A 23,855-nucleotide genomic window follows, 5' to 3' on the forward strand; every position below is an offset into this window, starting at 1 on the left:
CATGACAGGCATGTCCGACGCGCGTGCCCGGCTGCTGTCCCTGCTGTCGCTGCTGCAGACCCCTCGGCTGTGGCCGGGCAGCGAGCTGGCGCGGCGGCTGCGGGTGTCCGTGCGGACCGTGCGGCGCGACGTCGACCGGCTGCGCGAGCTGGGCTATCCGGTGCACGCCGAGCAGGGCGGCCTGGGCGGGTACCGGCTGACGGCCGGCGCGGCGATGCCGCCGCTGCTGCTGGAGGACGACGAGGCGGTCGCCGTCGCCATCGGGCTGTCCACCGCGGCGACGCAGGCGGTGACCGGGGCCGACGAGGCGGCGGTGCGGGCGCTGCGCAAGCTGCTGCAGGTCCTGCCGTCCCGGCTGCGCCGCCGGGTCGACGCGCTGACCTCCTCCACCGTGGCCCACCCGTTCTCCCTGGCCGCGGATCCGGTGGACCCCGACGCGCTGGTCGTCACCGCCGCCGTGATCGCCGGCCACGAGCGGCTGCGGTTCCGGTACCGCGACGAGGGCCGCCACGTCGAGCCGCGCGCCCTGGTGACGGCCGGGAGGCGCTGGTACCTGCTCGCGTTCGACCTCGACCGCGACGATTGGCGGACCTTCCGGCTGGACCGCGTCACCGAGCTCGCCGCGACCGGCGCCCGGGCGGCCACGCGGGAGGTGCCCGGCGGGGACGTCGCCGCCTTCGTCGCCGACCGGACGATGCGGATGGCCCCGACCTACCCGGCCGACGTCGTGATCCACGCGCCGGCCGCCCGCGTGGTGGACCGCCTCGGCGGGCCGCCGCCCGGGACCCTGACCGACCGGCCGGACGGGACCTGCCGGTGGCTCGCGCCGGCCGACACCGGCGAATGGCATGCGCGCCGGCTCGCCTCGATCGGGCTGCCGTTCGAGGTCAGCGGCCCGCCGGAGCTGGCCGGCCACCTCAGGTCGATCGCCGCCCTGTTCCAGGCCGCGACACTCGACGTATAACCCCATGCGGGGTATATCTGAGGTGTGCCGAAAATCAACGTCTACCTCCCCGACGATCTCGCCGACGCCGTCAAGGCCGCCGGGATCCCCGTCTCGGCCATCTGTCAGCGCGCGCTCGAGCAGGCCGTCCGGCGAGTGACCGCGATCCGCGAGACGGTCCTCGGCGACCTCGACGACGCGGCCCTGGCCGCCCGCCTGCCCCACTTCACCGCCCGCGTGCGCACCGTGCTGCGCCTGGCCGCCGAGCGCGCGGCGGCCGAGCGGGCCCCGGCCGTCGGCACGGCCCACCTGCTGACCGGCATCGTCGCCGAGGGCGGCAACCTGGCCCTGCACGTCCTGCGCGCCATCGACATCGAGCCGTCGGCCATCGCCGCGGCGATCAGCGCGACGCCCGAGCCGGCCGAGCCCGCGGACGGCCGCCGGTTCAGCGCCCCGGCCGCGGCCGCGCTGGAGCTCGCGGTCACCGAGGCGACCGCGCTGGGCCACAACTACGTCGGCTGCGAGCACCTGCTCCTGGGCCTGGTCGCCGAGCCGGACGGCGCGGCCGGTCAGGCCCTGCGCGCCCTGGGCGCCGAGCTGCGCCTGACCCGCCGCGCCGTGACCGCGGCGCTGGCCGGCTACGTCCACCTGCAGGCCCAGTCCCCCTCGCTGGAGTCCGCGCTGGCCCCGCTGCTGGAGCGCATCGAGCGGCTGGAGAACCGCCTCCCATGACCCGCAGAGTGCTCCTGCTGGCATCCAAGGACACCATCGCGTACCGCACCGGCTCCGTCGCCACCGGCGCCGGCCTCCTCGCCGCCGCCACGAGGCCGGCCGACGTCGACGTCGACGTCACGGTCGAGGACGTCCTGGCCGAGCCCGGGTGGGACGCCTCCCCCGAGACGATGGCCGCGACCGCGCGCCGCGTCCGCGCGGCCCTCGGCGAGGAGGGCTTCCACGGCGTCGTCGTGACCCACGGCACCGACACGCTGGAGGAGGCGGCCTACCTGACCGACCTCGTCGCGGGCGCGGCCCGGGGTGCCATCGTCTTCACCGGCGCCCTGCTCCCGCTCGACGCCCCGGACAGCGACGGCCCCGCCAACCTGACGGCCGCCCTGGTCGCCGCGTCGGACCCGGCCGCGGCCGGCCTCGGCGCGGTCGCCTGCCTCGACGGGGAGCTGCACGCGGCGGCGCGGGTGCGCCAGGCCGCCACGTCGCGCCCGGGCGCGTTCACCTCCGCCCCGCACGAGCCGCTCGGCCGCGTGCGCGGCGGCCGCGTCACCCTGACGGCCGCGCCGCCCCCGCGCCCGCCGTCGCCGCCGGGCGAGCCGGAGACGAACGTGGCGTTGATCAAGGTGTACCCGGGGATCGGCCCGGCGCCGCTCACCGCCGTTACCGACGCCGGGGCGAGGGGCGTCGTGCTGGAGGGCACCGGCGCGCTCAACGTCCCCGTCCCCCTGCTGGGCGCCGTCGCCGACCTGGTGTCCTGGGACATCCCGGTCGTCGTGACCTCCCGCGCCCGCGCGGGCGGGGCGCCCCGGAGCCCCGACGGGCTGGCGGCCGCCGTCGGCGCCATCCTCGCCCCGGAGCTGACCGCCGGAAAGGCCTGGGCCGCGCTCATGGTCGCACTGGGCGCCGAGGGCGGCGTCGCGGCCGCGCGCGACTACTTCGCCCGGCTCTGAACCCGCCCCGGGCAGAGGCAGCGGCCTTCGGGCGCGGTCACTTCGCCTCAAGGCCACGCTGAGCGCGGGCGCGGCCGTACCCGGCGAGGGCGTGGAACGCGGCCTTCGGCGTCCACGAACCGTCCGGCAGCACCCGCACGATCCCGCGCGCGGCCAGGTCGAAGTCGCGCTCCGGATCCCCGGTGGTGGGCAGGTGCCGGTTCGCGAAGGTGTAGACGAACGCCGCCTCCACGCCGCCGGCCTCGTAGTCGCGCAGCAGGTCCAGGATGTAGCGGGCCTGGCCCTCCTCGTCGCGCTCCAGCCCGGGGGTGATCGTCGCGGCCGCGCCGTGCGCGTCGTACGTCACCGGCTCCGCCGCCCCCGCGACGTCCCCCGCGCCGCGGAACGTGCAGCAGCCGAACTCGGTCGCGGCGTAGGGCTTGCCCTGCCCCACCGCGGCCGCCAGGCTCTGCGGGAACGCCGCGGCGTTGGTCGCGTCGCGGTAGCCGGCGTCGCTGGCGATGATGTCGAACGGCGCCCAGTCCACGGCCTCCAGCGGGATCGAGGCGTAGCCGACCGGGCCGCCGAAGCGCTCCCGCACGGCGGGCACGGCCTCGGCGAGGAAGTCGTGCACGGCGGCCCGCGCGGCCGGGACCGCCTCGCGCATGCGCATCGGGTCGGCGAACAGCGCCATGCGCTCGGCCAGGTCGCGGCCGGGCAGGAAGCCGTCGGTGAACATGGCGATCTCGGAGCCGGTGAGGAAGACGACCCGCGTTCCGCCGCGCCGCAGCCGCTCGGCCCGCTCGGCGCCGTCGAGCACGAACGCCATGAGCGCGTCGCGGTCGAGGCCGTTGGTGAACGGGCAGTACCACACCTCGAGCCCGGCCTCGGCCGCCAGCCGCGCGGCCAGTTCGAGCCGGTCCTGGACGCCGCCCGTGATCCGCACGGCGTCGCAGTGCAGCTCGTCGCGGATGACGCGCAGGTCGCGCCGCACGGTCTCGGGGTCCCACGGCTCGTGGGTCGTGGACCCGCCGCTGACGAAACCGGTGTCGTAGTTCATGCCGAAGACGCGCATCGCCCCACCCTTCGAATACGGTACGGCCAGTACCTTATAGGGTACGTCGAGTACCCTGCAAGCCATGACCACGAGACGCCGGGGCGCCGAGCTGGAGCAGGCGATCCTGCGCGCGGCCGCGGACGAGCTGCGCGAATCCGGCTACGCGGGCATGACCATGGACCGGGTCGCCGCCCGGGCCGGGACCAACAAGAACGCGATCTATCGCCGGTGGCCGCACCGGGCGGCCCTGGGCATCGCGGCGTACCGCCACCTCTCCGACGCCGTGATGCCGAACCCGGACACGGGCACGCTGCGGGGCGACGCCCTGGAGATGCTGCGCCGGGCCAACGAGACCTGGTCGTCCCCGCACGGCGCGATCCTGCGCGGACTCCTGGCCGCCGCGGCCGAGGACCCGGCGCTGCTCGAGCTCATGCGCGAGCGCTCGGGCGCGGCCACCATGGACCGCGCCTGGCTGTCCATGCTCGAACGCGCCGTGGCGCGCGACGAGGCGCCACCCGCGGCCGCGCACCCGCGCGTGGCGACGACCCCGATGATGCTGCTGCGCGCCGAGTACGCGATGCGCGGCATCCCGACCGTCCCGGACGAGGTGCTGGTGGAGATCGTCGACGAGGTCTTCCTGCCGCTCGTCCGCGGCCGCGCCTGACCCTGGCGCACGGCCACCCGCGCGGCCGCGCCCGAGCCGCGCACGCCACCCGCGCGGCGGCCGCGACCGACAACGGCGCACGCCACCCGCGCACGGCCGGGCGGCAACCCCGCGGCAGGGCGTGGCCGGGCCGGGAAGCCGTTCAGCCGCCGCCGAGGTGGGGCAGGGAGCGCGCGGCCGCCTGCACCGCGGCGACCGCCGCCTCCACCGCCTCGTCCGGCCCGCCGGAGCGCACGGTCAGGTGCACCTCGTAGGTCAGCGGCGCGTCGGCGACGACCGGCACCCACTTGAAGCGGTCCGCGTACCGCCCGCCGAACTCCATCCCCGCCTTGAACGGCAGCGCCACGTCCGACGGCACCACGAGCACCCGGCCGTCCCAGCGCGCCGCGGTCTCGTGGCGCAGGCGCAGCACCGCGGCCGCGGTGTCCGCCGTCGGCCTCCCGGTGCCCGCGCCGGGGTGCCGGTCCAGGCCCCACGCCGCACGACGGTCCTCGGGGACGCCGGTGAGGTGCGGAATCGGACGGTACCGCCGCAGCAGCTCCGGCAGCGCCAGCCGCACGCCCGGGAAGTGCGCCGCGGGGACCATGGCCTCCAGGCGCGCCGTGTAGAGGCGCACCGAGCGCCCGCCCGCCGCCGGGGGCGGTCCGATGAGCAGCGCGTGCCGGTGCAGCTCCGGGGCCGCGTGCCGATGCGGCTCGAGGTATTCGACCGCGACCCGCGGCCGCCCGAACCGCTCGACCAGCCGCGCCTGCGCGGGCGCGACGAACGCCGCGTGGTGGGGCAGGCACGCCAGCCGCGGCAGCCCGTCGCCCGGGCCGGGCCGGCGCATCAGCTCGTATTCGCCGACGACGCTGCGGGCCGCCCGCTCGAAGTCCCGCCCGCGCTCGGTCAGGCGCAGCTGCCCGCGGTTGCCCTCGAAGAGCGGCTCCCCGCACCAGCGCTCGATCCGGGCGATGGTCTTGCCCACCAGTTGCCGCGCGTAGGGCCGGTCCCGCAGGTGCGACGGCCGCGTCGGCGACAGCGCCTCCGCGGCCTTCGTGTGCTGGCGGTGCTCGGCGACGGCGAGGAAGACGCGACACTCCCACTCGTCGGGTGCCACGTCGTCGCTGACGGCCATGTCCGGAGAACCTAGAAGGCGCGCGGGCACCGGCGGAAGCCGTGTATCGGATTTTCGCCACAGGGGCAAAAACCGCCCATACCCCCTTGCGTTCGTGACCGTCGGTTACCTGACGTATCAGGGACTTCGTGACGCTGTGTGAGATAGACCGTAACGCGGCGCCGCTTCCGAGCGTGTTACACGGTCCGTAGAGGACGGATCACTCTACGCCGAGTGATCGAACCACTCGGGTGCGCACGCCTTCGGCAACTACGGTGCGCACGCGCGACGGGGGCGGTAGACAGGTGAGCGGCGGCGGGTACGCAACCGAGGGGGACCAGGTGACACCCACACGCGTCACGGCGCTGAGGATCGAGCTCGTGCAGCGGGGTGCCGTGCGCACCGCGCTGACCGTCCGCTCCCCCGCCCCGCCCGTCGCGAAGACGTTGCTCCCGGTCGCCGCCGTCAGGCCCGATGCCGTCCCGGCCGGTCACGGCCGTTCTTGACGGCGTACATCGCCTGGTCGGCCGTGCGCAGCACCGCGTCCGGATGCTCCCCCGGCGCCGCCAGGTGCACCCCGATGCTCGCCCCGATCCGGACCTCCTCGCCCTGGATCACGAACGGCGCGTCCGCGCAGGCCCGCAGCCGGGCGATGACCGAGCGCGTCTCGTCCTCGGTGCCGATCCCCGGCAGGAGCAGCACGAACTCGTCCCCGCCGACCCGGGCCAGCACGTCGACCGGCCGCAGGCAGCCGCTCAGCCGCGCCCCGACCTGCCGCAGCAGCTCGTCCCCGGCCTCGTGGCCGAGCTCGTCGTTGACCGGCTTGAAGCCGTCCAGGTCGACGAAGAGCACCGCGACCGGCTCGGCCTCCAGCGAGTCGGCGAGGCGCTGCTGGAGCCGGCGGCGGTTGGGCAGGCCGGTCAGCGGGTCGTGGTGGGCGTCGTGGGCGAGGCGGTCCTGCATCTCGCGCGAGTCGGTGATGTCCCGGGCGTTGATCACCACGCCGTCGAGGGCCGGGTTGTGCAGCTGGTTGGAGGCGGTGAGGTCGAACCAGCGGTAGTCGCCGCCGGCCTGGCGCACCCGCACCTGCATGCGCTCCAGGGCGCCCTTCTCCCCGGTCAGGGCCGCGAACCGCTCGCGCAGGTGCGGGCGCTCGTCGGGGTGGACGATCTCGAAGACCGGGGTGCCCACGCGCGTGACGCCGAGGATGCGCCGGCCGCTCGGGCTGGCGTACTCCACCCGCCCCTCGTCGTCGAGCACCACCACGACGTCGGGGGCGTGCTCGACCAGGGCCGAGAAGCGCTCCTCGGCGCGGCGGCGGACGAGCTGCGAGCGGTACCCGAGGATGGCCAGCCCCGCGACCCCGACGAGCAGCATGGTGAGCAGCGCCAGGTTGATGGTCAGGCTGCGGTTGCGCACCGGCCCGTCGAAGGTGGCCGTGGACTGCGTGCGAACGTATGCCCAGCCGCCCGGCAGCCCGCCGTGGACCGTGGCGATCATCGAGTGGCCGCGCTCGGAGTACGTGACGAACACCGAGTCGGTGGAGGTCACCCTCGCGGCGATCGCCGGGTCCACGCGGCTGCCGAGCCGGGCCGGGTCGCTGGACGCGCCGATCACCCCCGCGGCGTCCACGAGCAGCGAGACGTGCGAGTCGTCCTTGAGCTTGACGAGGTACTCCTGCAGCTGACTCTTCGTCAGGGGGATGAACCCGTACAGGATCGCCGCCGGCTGGCTGCCCACGACGATGGGCACGGCCACCGCCTGCACGAGGGTGCCGCGCACCGTCATGATCGAGGAGAACCCGGGCCGGCCGAGCGCGAGCGAGGAGATGAGCGGCTTGAACGCGGCCGACAGCGGGTCGGGGAACATGGTGCCGGGGCCGCTGGCGCTCAGCGGGTTGCCGGTCAGGTCGGTGAGCATGAGCCCGTAGCCGAACGACGGCGACTTCTTCGCGTACTCCTGCAGCGCCGCCGCGTCGCCGGGGTCGCCGGGCGTCATCGACAGCGGGTGGCCGGTGGCGAAGTCGTTGAGCTCCTTGGCCGAGACGAGCAGCACCTGCGCGGCGAGGCCGCCGTTGTTGGTGGCCAGGGCGAGGGAGTCGGCGCGGTGCACGGTCTCGGCCGCCCGCAGCGCGGAACGGTTCACCGAGACGCCGACGGCGCCGATGGCCAGCAGCAGCGCGACGCTGACACCGACGACCAGCCAGCTGCGCAGCCGCATCCGACCCGCCTCCAACGCATCCGGGGAAACGCAGGACAGATCGGTCCGGCGCGCGGAGGTTCTGAGCGGAAGTGCCCGCCGTCACACGACGGGGACGGGCGCGGTGCCGCTCAGCACCGGCGTGACCGCGGCGGCCGGCAGCGAGACGGTGACCTCCAGCCCGCCGCCGTCGAGGGCGACCGCGGAGACCCCGCCGCCGTGCGCCTCGCACACGGCCCGGACGATCGACAGCCCGAGCCCGGTGCCGCGCGCGCCGGTGCGCTCCCGACCGCCGCGGCGGAACGGCTCGAACAGCGCGGGCAGGTCGGCCGGCTCGACCTCGAAGCCGGTGTTGCCGACCACGAGCCAGGCGAGCGTCTCGTCGGTGCCGGTGCGCACCCAGATCCGCCCGGCCAGATGGTTGTACCGCACCGCGTTCTCGATGAGGTTGCCCGCCAGCCGCTCCAGCAGCCCCGGGTCCCCGACCACGTTGGCCGGGGTCAGGTCGGTGCTGACGTCGAGGTTGAGCCGCTTGACCTCCTTGCCCATCGCCGACAGGGCGACGGTGACCCCGGTGGCCAGGTCGGTGCTCACCTTCCGGCCGAGCCGCCGCCCGGCCTGGGCCTCGGTGCGGGCGAGCAGCAGCAGCGACTCGACCAGCGCGTTGGCCCGCATCGAGGCGTCGCGCACGACCGTGGCCATGCGGCGGTACTCCGCGACGTCCGCCTCCGGATCGTCGAGCGTCACGTCGACCTCGGTGCGCATCACGGCCAGCGGGGTGCGCAGCTCGTGGGAGGCGTTGGCCACGAAGCGTTTCTGGGTCTCGAACGCGGCCGTGATGCGGTCGAGCATCGCGTCGAACGTCTTCGCGAGCTCGGCCACCTCGTCGTCGGCCCCGTCGTAGTTGATCCGCGCGTCGAGGGACTCGCCGGAGAGGCGCTGGGCCGTGGTGGTGACCCGCTGCAGCGGCCGCAGCGAGCGCCCGGCCACGACGTAGGCGCCCGCGACCCCGACCGCCCCGATGAGCAGCAGCGCGAGGCTGCCCCGGGTGAGCAGCTCCCACTCGGCGGAGTCGACGAGGTCGGTCTGCCAGGTGTGCGCGTCGACCTCGCTGCCGTCGGCCAGCACCACCCTGGTCCCGGGCTGGAGCTGGTCGGCGGGCTTGAGCGCGCCGTCGACCAGGATGTAGGCCAGCACGACCAGCACCAGCCCGGCCCCGACGAGCAGGATGCCGTTGAGCAGCGTGAGCCGCAGGCGCAGGGTCGGGCGGAAGAAGGCGGTGCGGCGGGCGTCGTAGATGGTCATTGGGGCGGCCGCGTCCGGTACCCGGCGCCGACCACGGTCTCGATGAGCGCCGGCTCGCCGAGCTTCTTGCGCAGCGTCATCATCGTGACCCGCACGGTCGTGGTGAACGGGTCGGCGTTGGCGTCCCAGACCCGCTCGAGCAGCTCCTCGCTGGAGACCACCGCGCCGCGGGCCTTGAGCAGCTCCTCGAGCAGCCCGAACTCCTTGCGGGTGAGGTCCAGCGGCTGCCCGGCCCGGGTCGCGACCCGCTTGGCCTGGTCGAGCACGAGGTCGGCGATGGTGAGCACGGGCGGCGCGGCCGGGGTGGCGCGCCGGCCCAGGGCCTGCACCCGGGCGACGAGCTCGTCGAAGGCGAACGGCTTGGGCAGGTAGTCGTCGGCGCCGATCTGCAGGCCCTCGACCCGGTCGGCGACGCTGCCGCTGGCGGTGAGCATCAGCACCCGGGTCAGCGCGCCCGAGGCGACCAGGTCGGCGCAGATGTCGTCGCCGTGCACGCCGGGCAGGTCGCGGTCGAGCACCACGACGTCGTAGCGGGTGACCATCGCCATCTCGTGCCCGGCGGTCCCGTCGTAGGCGACGTCGACGGCCATGCCCTGCCGCCGAAGTCCCCGGACGATCGCGTCGGCGAGATTCGTCTCGTCCTCGATCACCAGCACGCGCACGCCCTTCACCCCCAGCCGAATCCGGGCCAGTGTGGTTCACGAGACGTGAAGTTCCCGTGAAAGCCCTGGGTGCCAATGTAGCTACCCGGGCAACCGCCACAGCCGCACCGAGTCCCCGCCGGCGAGGCAGGCGAGCCGGTGGTGGCGCACCGAGCAGCGCGACGGGATCGGGCTGACGTTGCCGAGCGGGCTGATGGCGCCGGTGCGCAGGTCGATGCGGGCCAGCCGGGAACCGTCGCCTTCCGGACGCTGCACGAGCGCCGAGGCGGCCGGGGCGAAGCCGATGTCGTCGTCGTCCGTGCCATCGCTGGCCGTCGGCACCACGGCCCAGCCCGCGAGGTCGGCGCGGTCGGCGCCGGTGAACCAGTCCACGACGCGCACCCGCGTGAAGTCGTCGCGGTCGCGGGCGACGAGCACGCCGGGGCCGGCCGCGTCGAGCTGCACCGGGCGCCGCCAGGCCTCGGCGCCGGTGGCCGGGTCGAGCACGGCGAGGTCGCGCCAGTTGGGCACGCAGACCATCGGGCCGCACATCACGACCACGGGGCCGTAGGCGATCTCGGCGATCGGCGCCTGCCCCGACGAGGAGAACAGCATGTGCCACCGGTAGCGCAGGGTGTCGCTGCCGTACGCCGTGATGAGCGCCCCGTCCGCGCGCACCGCGACGATCACGAGGAGGCCGCCGACGACCCGGACGCTGGTCGGCGGGGTGTCGGCGAGCTCGGGGACGTCGGCGGCGACGGTCACGCCCCCGGTGACGGCGCTGCGGATCTCGGTGCGGCCGCCGGAGTACCAGACCGCGAACCAGGCGCTGCCGGGCACGTCGGGCGCGACGACCCGGGCCCCGCCGGGCACGTCGAACGCCCACCGGACGGCGCCGGACTCGGCGTCGAGGCCGGCCAGGCGGACCGGGTTCGCGGCGGCGCCGCGCGGTTGCACGACCGGCGGGCAGACGGCGGCCTGGTCGCCGATGGTGAGCAGCCCGGGCGCGCCGCCGGTCGGGCCGGCGACGACGGCGATCGGGGCGCCGCTCCGCGACCACTGCGCCCGGCCGGTGGCGGGGTCGATCCGCTCCAGGCTCCAGCCGGTCGTCGCGGTGCAGGGGCGGTGGCGCACGTACGCGCGGTCGGCGGCCAGGTAGGCCTGCCCGCCCTCGGGCCCGGCCAGCGAGCGGGTCCACCTGACCTTGCCGGTGCTCCAGTCGTAGGCGGTGAGCCCGGGCTCGTCGCGGACGGCGTAGACGGCGGTGCGGTCGGCGACCAGGCTGGAGGCGTGCTCGGCGAGGGTGCCGGCCTCCTCGACGGCGGTCCCGGGCCGCGAGCCCGTGGCGAAGAGCACCACGAGCGTCAGCATCAGCACGATCGGCCACTGCCGGCGCCCGGCCCCGCGCGGCGGCGGCCACTCCAGCATCGCCTCGCCGTCGACAACCCCGTGCGATTCACCCAGATCGATCAGTTCGCCCACGTTACCAGCGTCCCCGCATCAGCTCTTGGCCGCCATTCGAAGGAGCACGACCTCGCCGGCTCCGGTCTGGCAGGCGAGGCGCGGGCCGTCCAGCTCACACGCGTCGAGGCGGCCGTCGACGGTACCGATCGGCGCCACCCCGGCCCCGCCCGCAACCCGAGCAGCGTCGCGTCATCGCCGGAGGCGGCGCCGAGCAGCTGGCGGTCCGCGTCCGCGCCGAGCGGCTCCCATCCGGGCAGCTCGGGCGTGGGCGCGCCGGTCGCGGGGTCGAGCAGTGTCGCCGTGCGCGTCCCGGCCACGGCCAGCCGGCCACCGGGCGCCGCGACGAGATCGGCGCGCACGTAGGGGGTCCACAGCATCGTCCCGCTCGCCGGGTCGAGGACGAACGTGCGCTGCCCGGCGACGCAGAGCGCCGGTCCGCAGGGCCGGACGGTGAACCGGTCGAGCGACAGCACCAGCCCCCAGCCGCGGGGCAGCCCGGCCGGGCCCGCGTCGGCGGCCCAGGCGGTGCCGGCGTCGCCGAGATCGATCACGGCGGCGCGGTCGGCGGTCGGCAGTGCTCGGCGGCACACGTCCATTGTGCTAACGCCGGGCCGCCGCCGGCAGCGGCCAGACAGTCACTTCTCCGCCGACGCCGCAGGCCACGAGCCGCTCGTCGGCGGCGCACGCCGGCACGCCGGCCCAGGACACGCCGGTCCCGATGACCGTGATCCCGCCGCCGGCCGGGTCGAGCAGCCCGAGCCGGGTGTCGAGCTGTCCGTCGTCGCGGCGCCAGACGACGACGCGGCCGCCCTGCACCCCGACGGGCCGCCAGTCGTCGAGGCGGGCCCGGACGGCGCCGGTGTGCGCGTCGACGAGCACGCCCCGGGCCATGGGATCGCCCTGCCGGCCGCCCGCGGTCAGCACGAGCGTCGGCGGCTGCACGCTCGCGCCGACGATGGTGTCGTAGCCCTCGACCCGCCACGCCGGCCGGCCGGTGCCCGCGTCGAACGCCGCGAACCCGCCGCCGTCGCCGCGGCACCACCGCCCGGGCGCGCAGCCGATGAGCCCGCCGAGCTCGGCCGGGGGCAGGTGCCACAGCGGCCGCCCGCTCGCCCGGTCGTAGACGTCGTCGCCCCCGGCGGCCGTGACCACGACCTGCCCGGCCCGGGCGCCCGGGGCCCCGCGGTCCTCGCCGAGCTCGAAGAGCGCGGGGGCGCCGGGCCGCTGCAGGCGCTCGGTGCGCGCGGGGGCGCCGGTGGCCAGGTCGTAGCCGGTCAGGACGCCGTCCGGGCCGAGGACGTTGAGCGAGGTCAGCTCCCATCCCCCGCCGATCGGGCGGCCGACGGAAGGCTCGCGCCCGGCGGGCACGGTGCTGCTCCAGAGCGTCGCGCCCGTGCGCTCGTCGGCGGCCAGCACCGCGATCGGCGGGTGCTGCGCCGGATCCTCCGTCACCTGCGGCTGCGTGGTGTCCTCGAGCAGGAGCCGGCCGCCGAAGCGCCCGATCAGCGAGACGCCGCCGCGCTGCCAGAGCTGCCGGCCGGTGCGCGGGTCGAGCGCGCGCACGTTCTCCAGCGCCCGCCCGTCGCCGAGCCACACGTGCAGCAGGGCGACGTCCGCGTCGGCGAAGGCGAGCTGCTGCGCCTCGCCGAGGTCGACGCCCCACAGCCGGGCGCCGGTCGCGTCGTACACCTCCAGCCGGTGCGGCCCCTCGCCGGAGTACTGCGTGACGTAGATCCGCCCGCCCCCGAGGTCGGCCCGCTGCGCCCCGGTGCCGATGTGCAGCACGGGCGCGGAGACGGCCGAGACGGTGGACGGCACCAGGGCGGCGAGCACGGCGACGGCGAGCGCCGCCGCCCAGCGCGTGGACCCGGACAGCCGCGGCCGCCGGGGCCGCGGGGTCTCCGGCGGCGACCAGGGTGCCGCGTCCCCGAGATCGATCACGCTCACGGCAGCCTCCAGACGCTCAGCCCACCGCTCAGGCAGACGACCACACCCTCGCCGGTCCGGCAGCGCGGCACCGGGCCGAGGCGGCCGCGGCCGATCACCCGCACGTGGCCGGTCCGCGGATCGTAGAGGCCGACGAGGGCCTGCCACTGCCCGGCGTCGGTGTGCGTGACCACGCTAAGGGGGCCGGCGGGGATGTACGTGGCGACCCAGCCGGTCAGCCGGTGCGTGACGGCGCCGGTGCGGGCGTCGATCGCCAGCACCACGGGCTCGTGCGTGAGCGAGGTCGAGTTGCCCAGGCCGCCGGCCACGATCAGGTCCCCGGAGAGGTTGAAGATGTCGTTGTACTGCCCGACGTCCCACACGCGGCGCCCGCTCGCCGCGTCCAGGCCGTGGATGCCGTCGCCGCCCACGGCGCACCAGCGCTCCGGCCCGCAGGGAAACGGCCCCCCGTCCGGCTGGTCGAGGCGCCACAGCAGCCGGCCCGAGGCGAGGTCGTAGACGTCCGCCCCCCGCAGGCCGATCCGGCCCACCACGACCCGGTCGCCGGAGACGGTGAAGTCGGAGGCGTTGCCGCCGAGCCCCGCCAGCGGCGTGCGGGTTATCACCGCGCCCGAGACCGGGTCGCGGCGCTGCAGGGTGCCGCCGCCGGTGAGCTCGTCGATCGAGCCGATCGTGTCCGGGTTCGTGGCCGAGCCGTCGTAGGAGACCAGCGAGCCGGCCGGCAGCGTCTGCTTCCACGCGGTCGCGCCGGTGCGCGGGTCGACGCCCAGCAGCCGCGTCGGCGTGTCGTTGCCGACGCGCGTGTACGGCTGCGCCACCCCGGTGACTTCCTCCAGCAGCACGACCGGGCCGGCGGACCCGATGACCACGGACGCGGACCGGTGCCACAGCTGCGCGCCGGTGCGCCGGTCGAGCGCCGTGGCGGTGGCCTCCTGGGCCGACTGCCGGCCGTACGCCGAGGTCAGCATCAGCACCTCGCCCGCGGCGAAGGCCAGGCCCTCGTTCTCCCCGGACCGCGGCCGGCTCCACAGCATCCGCCCGCCGACCGTGCGCGCCTCGAAGTGGCCGGGCCCGCCGTCCTCGTACCGCGAGACGAACAGCAGCCCCCCGGCGAGCTGCGCGTCGAGCACCCGGTCCTCGAGCGTGAACAGCGGCCGCCCGTCGCGGGGCCCGTCGGCGACGAGGAGCGCGGCGGCGAGCACGGCCACCACCGCCACGGCCAGGCGCCCCCGGCCCCGGCGCACCGGCTCGTCCGGCGGCGACCATGCCCCGGCGTCGCCGAGATCGATCAGGCTCACCGCAGCCTCCACACGTACAGCACCCCGATCGCGAGGCAGACGACCCGGTCGGCGGTGGCGGAGCACTGCGGCGAGCCGTAGAAGTCGGGGGCGCGGCCGATGATGTGCACCGACCCGTCCCCGGGGTCGAGCCGCCCGACGATCGCGTCGGTGGTGCCGGCCGGGCGCCAGACGAAGGACGCGGTGCTGGGCGCCTCGAAGGGCCCGTTGGCCAGGAACCAGCCCCGCCGCTCCCAGGCGACGCCGCCGCCCCGCCCGGCCGGGAACGCCGCGACGTCGTCGGGCTGGTCCAGCGCGGCCGCCGGGCGGAACATCACCAGCCGGTCGCCGGTGTCGCCCAGCAGCGCCGAGTAGCCGGGGGCCCGCCACAGCACGGCCCCGGTGGCCGCGTCGAGCACGTCGGTCCCGCCGTCGCCGAAGACGCAGTAGTGCACGCGCAGGCAGGGGACCGGCCCGTTCCAGGCGGGCGACTCCCCCGCCCACGTCCACAGCCGCCGCCCCGAGGCGAGGTCGAACACCTGGGTCCCGCCGCGCCCGGCCGGCAGCACCAGCTCCTGCCCGGGCAGCCCGGCCTGATGGCGCGAGACGACGCCGGCGAAGTCGAGCCGGAAGCGCCCGGTGACCGCCCCGCCGGCCGGGTCCCGCACCCGCAGCGCCCCGTCGCGGTCGAGCTCGCGCAGCCCCCGCAGCCGGGGGTACGGCGCGTAGTCGAGCCAGCTCTCGGTCCCCGGCGCCAGCTCGGCCGTCCACCGCGGCGTGCCCGTGCGCTCGTCGAGCCCCAGATACCGCTCGTGGTGCGGCACCCGCGGCAGCGCGACGGCCGGGTCGTCGGGGTTGCCGTAGGAGGTGTCGAACTTGTCTTCCTCGCCGGGCCACGCGAGCTCCTGCACCACGACGAGGTCCCCGGCCAGCCCGGCGAAGCGCGCCCGCTCCCGCTGCCAGCGCTGCGCCCCGGTGGCGGCGTCGAAGCCGGCGACCCAACCCTGGAACGCCCCGCTCGTGTCGGCCCGCTCGACCTGCGCGATCGCGCTCCGGCCGGTGAACGCGACGTAGGATTCGTCGGCCGCGCCCGCCCGCTGCCAGAGCACCCGCCCGGTCCGCGCGTCGAGCGCCTCGGTGAGCGGGTCGGCGCCGGCGGTCCGGTACCGGTGCACGAGGATCCGCCCGCCCGCCGTGTCGAACCCGAGCACCTGGAACTCGGCCGTCCACAGCGGCTCCAGCCCGGGCCGGCGGTCCGCCCCGCCGGGCAGCACCGCGGCGATCCCGAGCACGACCACCCCGAGGAGGGCGCGCCGCCACCCGCGCCGCCGCCGCGCGACGGCGGGCCCGGGCCGCTCGGGCGGTTCCCAGGGCACACTGACGTCGAGCTCGATGATGGCGTCGGCCACGGGCCTCCTCTCTCTCCGTCAGAAGAGAGTCTTCCGCACACCGTCCAGGTTGCGTGCGCCGCGACATGTCGGACGCTCCGCGTCTCGACATGTCGGATTTATACCCCGACGGGCGGCACGACGGGATGCATGGCCCGCTGCCCGGGCAAAGCCGGACTCGGGCTCGCGGGGGCGCGGACCGTTGCTCCCGCCAGGCACCGCTGGGCGCTGCGCGCCGACGCTGCCAGGCCCGCGGATGGTCACGCCTACCCCGAGAACCGGCGGACGCTGCGCGCCGAGCCGCCGGGCACCGGAGGCTGGAAGGTGGCCCTCGGCGAACGTGGCGGATGGCCGCCCCCTACCCCGAGAACCGGCGGACGCTGCGCGCCGAGCCGCCAGGCGCCTGAGGCTCGAACGTGACCCTCGGCGAACCTGGCCCGAATGGCCGCCCCCACCCCGAGAACCCGCAGACGCCACGCACCGAGCCGCCGGGCCGCCGGGTGCCGACCGCAGGGCGCCGAGTGCCGGACGCCGGGCGCCGGGCGCCGGGCGCCGAGCGCCGGGTGCCAGGTGCCAGGTGCCGGGCGCCGGGTGCCAGGTGCCGGGCGCCGGGTGTCGGAGGCTCGCACGGGAGCGGCTCACGATGGATCGATCGAGGGTGACCCTCGGCGGACCTGGCAGCGACGGCGCGCCAGCGCCGAGCGGTGTCTGGCGGGAGCGGCGGTCCGCACCACGACGGACCCGAGCAAAGATCGGACGCTCCCCGCGTCACGACATGTCGGATTTATACCCCGACGGGCGGCAGCCCGGGCAGAGCCGCGAGAAAAGAGCCCTGGTCGCGGACCAGAGCGGCCCGCGACCAGGGAACCACAACCTAGCGGCGCGGCGCCCGGGCCCGGGCCGGCGGCGCCGACGTCAGCGGCGTCGGCTCCTCGATGCGGCTCACCCACTCGGTGACCTGCCGCGCCACGTCCTGCGCGGTCAGCCCCAGGTCGGCCAGGATCTCGTTGCGCGACCCGTGCGGGTGCCACCCCTGCTCGACGCCGAGGTCCTTCAGCGGCACCCACACGTCGGCGTCGCGCAGGGACTTCGCGATGGCGTCGCCCACGCCGCCCGTCCGCACGCCGTCCTCGAGGGTCACGACGAGCCGGTGCTCGCGGGCGAGGGCGACGAGCTCGACCGGCACCGGGCGCACCCAGCGCGGGTCGACCACGGTCACGCCGTAGCCCTGCTCGGCCAGGCGGGCCGCCACGTCGACCCCCATGTGCGCGAAGGCGCCGACGCTGACCAGCAGCACGTCCTTGCGCTCGTGCTCGGCGAGCACGTCCACGCCGCCGAAGCCGTCGACGCCGCCCACGCGGCGCACGGCGGGCAGGTCGGCCGGGACCGTGCCGGTCGGGAAGCGCAGGATCGTCGGGCCGTCGTCGATGCCGACCGCCTCGCGCAGCTCCTCGCGCACCGTCTGGGCGTCGCGCGGCGCGGCCAGGCGCAGGCCCGGCACCACGCCGAAGACCGACATGTCCCAGATGCCGTAGTGCGACGGGCCGTCGGGGCCGGTGACGCCGGCCCGGTCGAGCACGAACGTGACCGGCAGGCGGTGCATGGCCACGTCGAGCAGGACCTGGTCGAAGGCGCGGTTGAGGAAGGTCGCGTAGACGGCGACGACCGGGTGCAGGCCGCCGATGGCCAGGCCGGCCGCGGAGGTCGCCGCGTGCTGCTCGGCGATGCCGACGTCGTAGGCGCGCTCCGGGTACTTCCGCATGAGCTTCGCGATCCCGGTCGGCTCGGCCATGGCGGCGGTGATGCCGACCACGTCCGCGCGCTCGTCGGCGATCGCGACGAGCTCGTCGGCGAAGACGCCGGTCCACTTGAGCGAGGCCGGGGCGAGCAGCCTGCCCGTCTCGATGTCGAAGGCGCCCGGGCCGTGCAGGCAGTCGGCCTCGTCCTCCATCGCCGGGCGGTAGCCGAAGCCCTTGCGGGTCACGGCGTGCACGATGACCGGGCCGCCGAAGTTCTTGGCCTTGCGCAGCGCCGACTCGACGGCCTCGCGGTCGTGGCCGTCGACCGGCCCGACGTACTTGATCCCCAGGTCCTCGAACATGGCCTGCGGCGCGACGGCGTCCTTGATGCCCTTCTTGACCGCGTGCAGCACCTCGTAGAGCGGCGGCCCGACGAGCGGGGTGCGGCCGAGGGAGTCCTTGACGAGGTCGAGCACCTTCTCGTAGCCCGGGTTGAGCCGCAGGTGGGAGAGGTGGTCGGCGAGCCCGCCGATGGTCGGGGAGTAGGAGCGGCCGTTGTCGTTGACGACGATGACCACCGGGTTCTTGGCGGCCGCGATGTTGTTCAGGGCCTCCCAGCACATGCCGCCGGTGAGCGCGCCGTCGCCGACCACGGCGACGGTGTGCCGCGGCTCGCCCCGCAGCGCGAACGCCTTGGAGAGCCCGTCGGCATACGACAGCGCGGTCGAGGCGTGCGAGTTCTCGATGATGTCGTGCTCGCTCTCGGCCTGGCTCGGGTAGCCCGTGAGCCCGCCGCGGCTGCGCAGCAGGTCGAAGCCGTCCTGCCGGCCGGTGACGATCTTGTGCACGTACGCCTGGTGGCCCGTGTCGAAGAGGATGCGGTCCTTGGGCGAGTCGAAGACGCGGTGCAGGGCCAGGGTCAGCTCGACCACACCGAGGTTCGGGCCCAGATGTCCGCCGGTGCGCGAGACCTTCGCGATGAGGAAGTCGCGGATCTCCGCGGCGAGCACGTCGAGCTGCTCGGCGGTCAGACTACGAAGATCACCCGGGGCCTGGACCGTGCTCAGCAGGGACGCGGCCTCGTTCTCTTCTGTGCTCATGCCCGCCGAGTCTAATGGGGCCGCCAAGTCGCGCACCTTGGCCGGACGAATCTTGACAGGTTCCACACATCCGGCTCGGTCCCGGTTCATCTCCGCCCGGCGACGACGGCCCGGGCGAACTTCACCGCGTCCTTGTCCTGCACGAACGCGGCCAGCGCCGTATCGATCGCGGTGCTCCAGGCGGTGTCCGCGACCACCCCGTGGGTGAGCGAGCCGACCACCCGGGTGCCCGCGTCGGCCCATTCGGCGACCGCGGCCGCCAGGTAGCCCGTGTACTTCGACCGGTCGGTGTCCGTCCGCGCCGGCACCGAACCCTTCTGCGGGTTGAACGCGTCCTGCCCGCTCACCGACCCGCACTCGACGAGCCACTTGCGGGCCGCGCCGGGGTGGGGCGCACCCTTCGGCAGGGTGAAGGAGTCGGACAGGAAGTTGTAGACGCGGTCCGTGCCCGGGCTCGCCACGACCCCGTAACCCTCGGTGAACACCAGGCCCCGGGAGCGCAGATAGGCGTCCGCCCAGTCACCCATGCAGTTGTACGCCGCGCCGCCGTCGACCACCTTGTCCAGCGCGGGCTGCCAGTCCCCGGCCGGCGCGGCCGCGTCGGTGCGGGCGAGCACCTCGGTGAACAGCCGCAGCGCGGCCAGCACCGCGGCGCCCTCCCAGTCGGTGCCGCCGGTCCACAGCTCCGCGTAGGTCTGCGCGCCGAGCTGGCCCAGCAGCACGTTCTCCAGCAGGTGCTTCTGCGTCCAGGCGGGCCCGATCGACAGGGGCGTGAGCCCGCGCCGCGCGATCGCGTCGGCCTGGGTCAGGAAGTCGGCCCAGGTCGACGGCGGCGTGAGGTCCAGGCCGGCCAGGATCTTCGGGTTGTACCAGAGCAGGTTGGACCGGTGGATGTTGACCGGGACGCAGTAGATCGCCCCGTCGACCGTGATCGCCTGGACCAGCCCGGCGGGCAGCTTGTCCAGCCACTCCTGCTCGGTGTAGAGGTCGCGCAGGTCCTCGACGTAGCCGTGCTTGATGTCGTCGGCGAGCTCCCGCCCGGCGTGGATCTGGTAGGAGTCCGGCGGGTCGTCGTTCTGCAGCCGGGTGGTCAGCACCGAGCGGGCGATCGTGCCGGCGCCGCCCGCCACCGCCGCGTTGTCGAACGCGATGCCCGCGTTGCGCTTGGCGAAGTCGGCGACGAGGGCCTCCAGCCCCTCCTTCTCCCCCGGGCCGGCCCACCACGAGAAGACCTCGACCTTGCGGTCCGGGGCCTCCGTCGCGGTCTCGCCGTCGCCGCACCCGGGCAGGGCCAGCGCCGCGAGACCGGCGGCGAGCAGGCCCCTGCGGCTGACTCCCATGCCAGCAGTATCGTCCGGCAAATCGGGCTTATGGTGCGGTACCGGAAAAGCGCTCCCGGCTCAGCGCGCGGCCCCCGGCGGAACCGTCCACTCCGTCTCGCCCATGGACGACGACGCCGGCCGCACACCCACCTCGGCCGCGAGCGCCGCGGTGGAGAGCGGCTCGTTGCGGGCGCGCATGTCGGCGTACGCGGTCACGGTGAGCACGTCGGTGAGCATCTTCACGCCGCTCTCGAGCAGCGTGGTGACGAGCCGGCTCACCACGAGCGCGGCCATCAGCGACGAGGTCAGCACCACGCCGGTGCCGGTCCGCGAGTCCGGCGTGACCTCCGCGCCCATGGCCAGCTCGATGATCCGGCCGACGAAGTACGACACGATCCCGACCAGCACCGACAGGCCGATGATGCTCGCGATCCGGGCGACCGCGCCGCCGAAGTCGCGGTGCACGAGCTGGAAGCAGCGCGAGATCGCCGAGCCGCCGCGCTCGAACGTGACCACGGCCGGGAGGATGAGGAAGATCGCGTACAGGTAGATGCCCGGCAGCACGCACAGGCACAGCCCGACGCCGATCATCAGCGCGGAGAGGATCTGCCAGCCCCACAGCGGCAGGAACCGGCGCGCGGCCACCGCGAAGGCCGGCCCGAGCCGCGGCGGCTGCCCGGCCGCGACCGTGACCGCGAGCTGGTTGGCCGCCACCGTGATCAGCGAGCCGACCATCCCGGCCACCACCGCCCCGACGAAGAGCAGCGCGAACGGCGCCAGCAGCGGGGTCAGCGAGGGCTGGCCGTCGCCCGAGTCCGCGGCGTCGAGCAGGTCGGCGCTCGCCTTGACCGACCAGACGGCCTCGGGGATGACCACGGCGAGGGTGAGCACGAAGCCGATGGCCTGCAGGATCGCGAGCTGCTTCCAGGCGCCCTTGAAGATCGTGAGGCTGCGCTGCCACCAGCCGCCGTAGTCCGGGCTGATCATCGGGTCGTAGCCCGCCTGGCCGCCCGCGGTGGGCACGCCGTAGCCGAAGCTGGGCGCGGCCTGGTAGACGAGGTAGGACTGCGAGGGGTCGTAGCCGACCGGCTCGGCCGGGGCCGCGGGCGGCACCGGAGGCGCCGGCGGCGGGGCGAACAACGGCGGCGCCGGCTCGTCCTCGGGCCCGCCCGGCGCGGACGGCCGCAGGGACGGCAGGCCCGCCGGCTCGTCGGGTCCCGGGGTGGTCGGGGGCTGGGTCATGACTCCTCCGTATCGCGGGCGCGCTGCCGCACGACACAGAAGATAGGGCCAGCCCGCCAGTTCCGCTGTCCCGGTCAGCGGGTGGGCGGCGGGACCATCTGCGAGTAGACGATCGTGAACGCGAGCCCGGCCAGCCAGACGCCGCCGGCCACCCACGCGGCGCGCTGCCCCAGGGCCGCGGGCGCCTTGCCCCGCAGCGTCTGCACCGCCAGGGCCGAGGCCGCGAGCATCAGCGCGATCCCGATCCCCCACACCGTCCAGGCGGCGGGGCTGCGGTCGACCTTGAGCTTGGTGAGCCCGAGCGCGGCCCGCCCGATCGCGAACACGAACGGGATGGTGAACACGCAGACCGTCTGGGCGACCGTCTTGCGCAGCGCGCGCAGCGGATCGCGCCGCGGCTCCTCCGGCTCCGGACCGCTCATGCACCGGCCCCGCGGGCGGCGGCGTAGGCGGGCGAGAACGTCTTCAGCAGCCGCACCGTCTCCTCGAAGGGCAGCTGCCCGGGGGCGGAGGGCCGGTCCCCGTCGGCCGAGTAGGTGACCCGGGAGCCGAGCACCGGGAAGAACACGCGCGTCGCGGACCCCTCCGCGCCCATCCCGATCACGATCAGCGACTCGTACCGCAGCAGCAGCCCCGCCAGCCGCCGCAGGTCCTCGGGCCCGTGCGCCATGGTGCTGATCTTCACCACGTCGGCGCCGGCGGCCTTCGCGGCCTCGACGGTCCCGGCCAGGGACTCCTCGCCGGGGGTCTTGTCGAAGTCGTGGTACGACACCACGACCGGCCGGTCCGCCGCGCGCGCGGCCGCGATCACCCCGGGCAGGATCCCGGCCGCGGACAGCTCGACGTCGACCGCGTCGACCGCGGGCAGGATCGCCTCGAACAGCCGCAGCCGCGCGTCCTCGTCGTGGGCCCAGCGCCCGCCCTCGGCGCGGGAGCGGATGGTGGCCAGGATGCGCAGCCCGGCCGCGCGGAAGGGCTCGATGGCGGCCAGCACGTCGGCCGGCTCGGCGCTGCGGTTCCAGTCGATGCGCAGCTCGGCCAGGTCGACACCGAGGTCGCGGGCGCGCGCGGCGTCCCCCGCGGGGTCCTCGTCGCCGAAGCTCACCGCGACCAGCGGCGCCCCGCCGGAAAGCCGCTCCCGCAGCGTCTGCGTTGCCAATGGGACTCCCCCTGCCGGATCGGACAGGGGGAGTCTACGGGCTCAGAACGGCCAGGCTCCGGCGCGCCCGGCCTCGAGCAGCGGGATCATCCCGAAGCCCGCGTCGGACAGGCCCCCGAACGTCCAGCGGTTCGCCGTCGACGGCGTGTGGCCGAGGCGGTAGCCGGCCAGGTTCCACGTGAAGATCGGCACGTGCGCGGGGACCGACTCCGACACCGCGCCCTGGTAGGACGCCTGCTCGTCGGTCAGGATCACCACCCGGTCATGGCGCTTGAAGTGCTTGCGCGCCGCCGTGGCGGTGTTGGTACCGCCCCCGTGGAAGTGCCCCTCGGCCCGGAACCGCTCGATCGCCTTCAGCACCGACTCGCCCGGCCGGAGCTTGAACACCGTCGAGCCCGTCGAGAACGACACCACGTCCGCGTCCGCGCACCGGGTGGCCAGGGCCACGCCGAAGACCACGGCCGCGTCCCAGCGCATCAGCGTGCCGTCGCGCGAGAAGCCGGCGTGCATCGAGCCGGAGGTGTCGATGAGCACCAGCGTCCGCCCGGCGAGGGCCGGCACGTTGGCCAGGCTCAGCGTCAGCGCCCGCTCCAGCGCCCACGACCAGCGCAGCGAGGGCGCGGCCCGGTACGCCGAGAGGAACCGCATCGGCAGCTGCCGCGAGCGGGCCACCTCGTCCGGGTCGGCCAGGGCGGCCGCGACCCCCGCCGCGGCGTCGTCGGACACCCCGGCCTGGTCGAGGTTGCGCAGGTTGCGCAGCCGCGCCATGTAGCCCATCGACGGCAGCAGCGCGGTCCACAGCGCATCCTTGGCAAGGCCGGTGCCGCCGCTCATCGACAGCGCGTCCTCCCACGTCATTCCCGCGGCCCGCAGCCGCTCGGGGTCGAGCAGCACGCCCGGGTCGGCGGCCGCGTCCGCGCGCAGCCGCTCGTTGGCGGCCAGCACGGGCAGCGACGCCGGCGCCGTCAGGTCCTCGCGGCCGTGGCGGCGGCCGAGCGCATAGGCGAACAGGTCGCCCTGCCACGGCGCGGCCGGGCTCGGGTGGGTGAGGTCGATGACGTCGCCGAAGCGGAACGCGTGGCTCGCGGTGTCGTACTTGAGCAGGTTCCGCTCGGTGTAGAGCCGCCGTACCGCGTCGGCGATGCCGCGCTTGACCGGCTTCGGGATCGCGCGGCCGTGGCGGGAGATCCAGTACGCCAGCAGCTCCCCCGGCTCGTCGGCGCGCCGCAGCACCCCGGCGACCACCCGGCGGTTCTCGCCGTCCGACACCGCGTTCGCGGCCAGCCGCCCGGCCACGAACTCGGCCGCGCCCACGATCGCCGCGGTGCGCAGGTTCGCGCCCGTGCGCAGCCACCCCAGGAAGCGCTCCGTCCACGCCGGGTCGGCGACCGCGGCCGCGCGCACCAGGCGGGAGTAGCGCTCGTCGCGCTCGCCCGCCGCCTCGTAGAACGTCTGCTCGCCGACCATGTTCGTCACGGCCAGCAGGAACAGCTCCGACTTGAGGTCGCGGGCGTATCCGGCGCCACCCTCGTGGGTCGGCCCGGCCATCTGGCTCGGGCCGGCGACCGGACCCCGTCCGATCGCGGCGCGTACCTTCGCAACGTTGAGCTTCGCCATGGGCCGGGACGGTACGCCGCGGCAAAATGCGGTGACC

At 75.4% G+C, this 23,855-nt stretch carries 20 protein-coding genes; 4 read left to right on the forward strand and 16 right to left on the reverse strand.

Translation table 11 applies throughout. The annotated features are described in order from the left end of the window. Positions 1-10 precede the first annotated feature (10 nt). From AC6JBM_RS35250 to AC6JBM_RS35260, 3 genes are read left to right on the forward strand one after another with little or no spacing between them, the layout of a single operon-like run. Complete coding sequence (locus AC6JBM_RS35250) at positions 11-964, forward strand: helix-turn-helix transcriptional regulator (protein ID WP_497978281.1); 954 nt, start codon at positions 11-13, stop codon at positions 962-964. 24 nt (positions 965-988) lie between these two features. Further along, on the forward strand, positions 989-1,675 hold the full coding sequence (locus AC6JBM_RS35255; protein WP_497978282.1) for a type II toxin-antitoxin system CcdA family antitoxin: 687 nt from the start codon (positions 989-991) through the stop codon (positions 1,673-1,675). Then, positions 1,672-2,622, forward strand: a complete 951-nt coding sequence (locus AC6JBM_RS35260) for an asparaginase (protein ID WP_497978283.1) — start codon at positions 1,672-1,674, stop codon at positions 2,620-2,622. The genes AC6JBM_RS35255 and AC6JBM_RS35260 overlap by 4 nt, the downstream gene beginning before the upstream one ends. 37 nt (positions 2,623-2,659) lie before the next feature. Here AC6JBM_RS35260 and AC6JBM_RS35265 read toward each other — a convergent pair whose 3' ends face one another. After that, the gene (locus tag AC6JBM_RS35265; RefSeq protein ID WP_497978284.1) at positions 2,660-3,676 is read right to left on the reverse strand and encodes a hypothetical protein; all 1,017 of its coding nucleotides are present in this window, start codon (positions 3,674-3,676) and stop codon (positions 2,660-2,662) included. Positions 3,677-3,740: 64 nt separating this feature from the next. Here AC6JBM_RS35265 and AC6JBM_RS35270 point away from each other — a divergent pair, with 64 nt between their 5' ends. Next, complete coding sequence (locus tag AC6JBM_RS35270) at positions 3,741-4,322, forward strand: TetR/AcrR family transcriptional regulator (protein ID WP_497978285.1); 582 nt, start codon at positions 3,741-3,743, stop codon at positions 4,320-4,322. Between the two features lie 142 nt (positions 4,323-4,464). Here the strand turns inward: AC6JBM_RS35270 and AC6JBM_RS35275 are convergent, their stop codons facing one another. The 15 genes from AC6JBM_RS35275 to AC6JBM_RS35345 all read right to left on the reverse strand — a co-directional run bounded on the left by AC6JBM_RS35275 (position 4,465) and on the right by AC6JBM_RS35345 (position 23,818). After that, positions 4,465-5,439: a LysR family transcriptional regulator gene (locus AC6JBM_RS35275; protein ID WP_497978286.1), complete on the reverse strand. Its 975-nt coding sequence runs from the start codon at positions 5,437-5,439 to the stop codon at positions 4,465-4,467. Positions 5,440-5,883: 444 nt separating this feature from the next. After that, positions 5,884-7,638, reverse strand: a complete 1,755-nt coding sequence (locus AC6JBM_RS35280) for a diguanylate cyclase domain-containing protein (RefSeq protein ID WP_497978287.1) — start codon at positions 7,636-7,638, stop codon at positions 5,884-5,886. 81 nt (positions 7,639-7,719) lie between these two features. Beyond that, positions 7,720-8,922, reverse strand: coding sequence for a sensor histidine kinase (locus AC6JBM_RS35285; RefSeq protein WP_497978288.1), 1,203 nt, complete (start codon positions 8,920-8,922; stop codon positions 7,720-7,722). Next, the gene (locus AC6JBM_RS35290) at positions 8,919-9,584 is read right to left on the reverse strand and encodes a response regulator transcription factor (RefSeq protein ID WP_497978289.1); all 666 of its coding nucleotides are present in this window, start codon (positions 9,582-9,584) and stop codon (positions 8,919-8,921) included. The genes AC6JBM_RS35285 and AC6JBM_RS35290 overlap by 4 nt, the downstream gene beginning before the upstream one ends. Positions 9,585-9,665: 81 nt before the next feature. Then, positions 9,666-11,045: an outer membrane protein assembly factor BamB family protein gene (locus AC6JBM_RS35295; RefSeq protein WP_497978290.1), complete on the reverse strand. Its 1,380-nt coding sequence runs from the start codon at positions 11,043-11,045 to the stop codon at positions 9,666-9,668. Beyond that, entirely contained in the window at positions 11,033-11,617 is a 585-nt protein-coding gene (locus AC6JBM_RS35300; RefSeq protein ID WP_497978291.1) for a hypothetical protein, read from the reverse strand. Before AC6JBM_RS35300 ends, AC6JBM_RS35295 begins: the two co-directional genes overlap by 13 nt. 10 nt (positions 11,618-11,627) lie before the next feature. Continuing rightward, positions 11,628-12,974, reverse strand: coding sequence for an outer membrane protein assembly factor BamB family protein (locus AC6JBM_RS35305; RefSeq protein WP_497978292.1), 1,347 nt, complete (start codon positions 12,972-12,974; stop codon positions 11,628-11,630). Then, positions 12,971-14,272: an outer membrane protein assembly factor BamB family protein gene (locus tag AC6JBM_RS35310; protein ID WP_497978293.1), complete on the reverse strand. Its 1,302-nt coding sequence runs from the start codon at positions 14,270-14,272 to the stop codon at positions 12,971-12,973. The genes AC6JBM_RS35305 and AC6JBM_RS35310 overlap by 4 nt, the downstream gene beginning before the upstream one ends. Then, a complete protein-coding gene (locus AC6JBM_RS35315) occupies positions 14,269-15,660 on the reverse strand; it encodes an outer membrane protein assembly factor BamB family protein (protein ID WP_497978294.1) in 1,392 nt (463 codons plus the stop codon). Before AC6JBM_RS35315 ends, AC6JBM_RS35310 begins: the two co-directional genes overlap by 4 nt. An 853-nt stretch (positions 15,661-16,513) precedes the next feature. Next, a complete protein-coding gene (gene dxs, locus AC6JBM_RS35320; protein ID WP_497978295.1) occupies positions 16,514-18,478 on the reverse strand; it encodes a 1-deoxy-D-xylulose-5-phosphate synthase in 1,965 nt (654 codons plus the stop codon). 86 nt (positions 18,479-18,564) lie between these two features. Next, entirely contained in the window at positions 18,565-19,818 is a 1,254-nt protein-coding gene (locus AC6JBM_RS35325; protein ID WP_497978296.1) for an ABC transporter substrate-binding protein, read from the reverse strand. 60 nt (positions 19,819-19,878) lie between these two features. Next, positions 19,879-21,042 carry a hypothetical protein gene (locus AC6JBM_RS35330; RefSeq protein WP_497978297.1) on the reverse strand — a complete coding sequence of 388 codons (1,164 nt, stop codon included), beginning with the start codon at positions 21,040-21,042 and terminating at the stop codon, positions 19,879-19,881. A 74-nt stretch (positions 21,043-21,116) separates the two neighbouring features. Then, positions 21,117-21,464 carry a hypothetical protein gene (locus AC6JBM_RS35335; protein ID WP_497978298.1) on the reverse strand — a complete coding sequence of 116 codons (348 nt, stop codon included), beginning with the start codon at positions 21,462-21,464 and terminating at the stop codon, positions 21,117-21,119. Continuing rightward, a complete protein-coding gene (locus tag AC6JBM_RS35340) occupies positions 21,461-22,201 on the reverse strand; it encodes a type I 3-dehydroquinate dehydratase (RefSeq protein WP_497978299.1) in 741 nt (246 codons plus the stop codon). The genes AC6JBM_RS35335 and AC6JBM_RS35340 overlap by 4 nt, the downstream gene beginning before the upstream one ends. A 42-nt stretch (positions 22,202-22,243) precedes the next feature. Further along, positions 22,244-23,818 carry a vWA domain-containing protein gene (locus AC6JBM_RS35345; RefSeq protein ID WP_497978300.1) on the reverse strand — a complete coding sequence of 525 codons (1,575 nt, stop codon included), beginning with the start codon at positions 23,816-23,818 and terminating at the stop codon, positions 22,244-22,246. Positions 23,819-23,855 lie beyond the last annotated feature (37 nt).

Source organism: Dactylosporangium thailandense, from assembly GCF_059739745.1.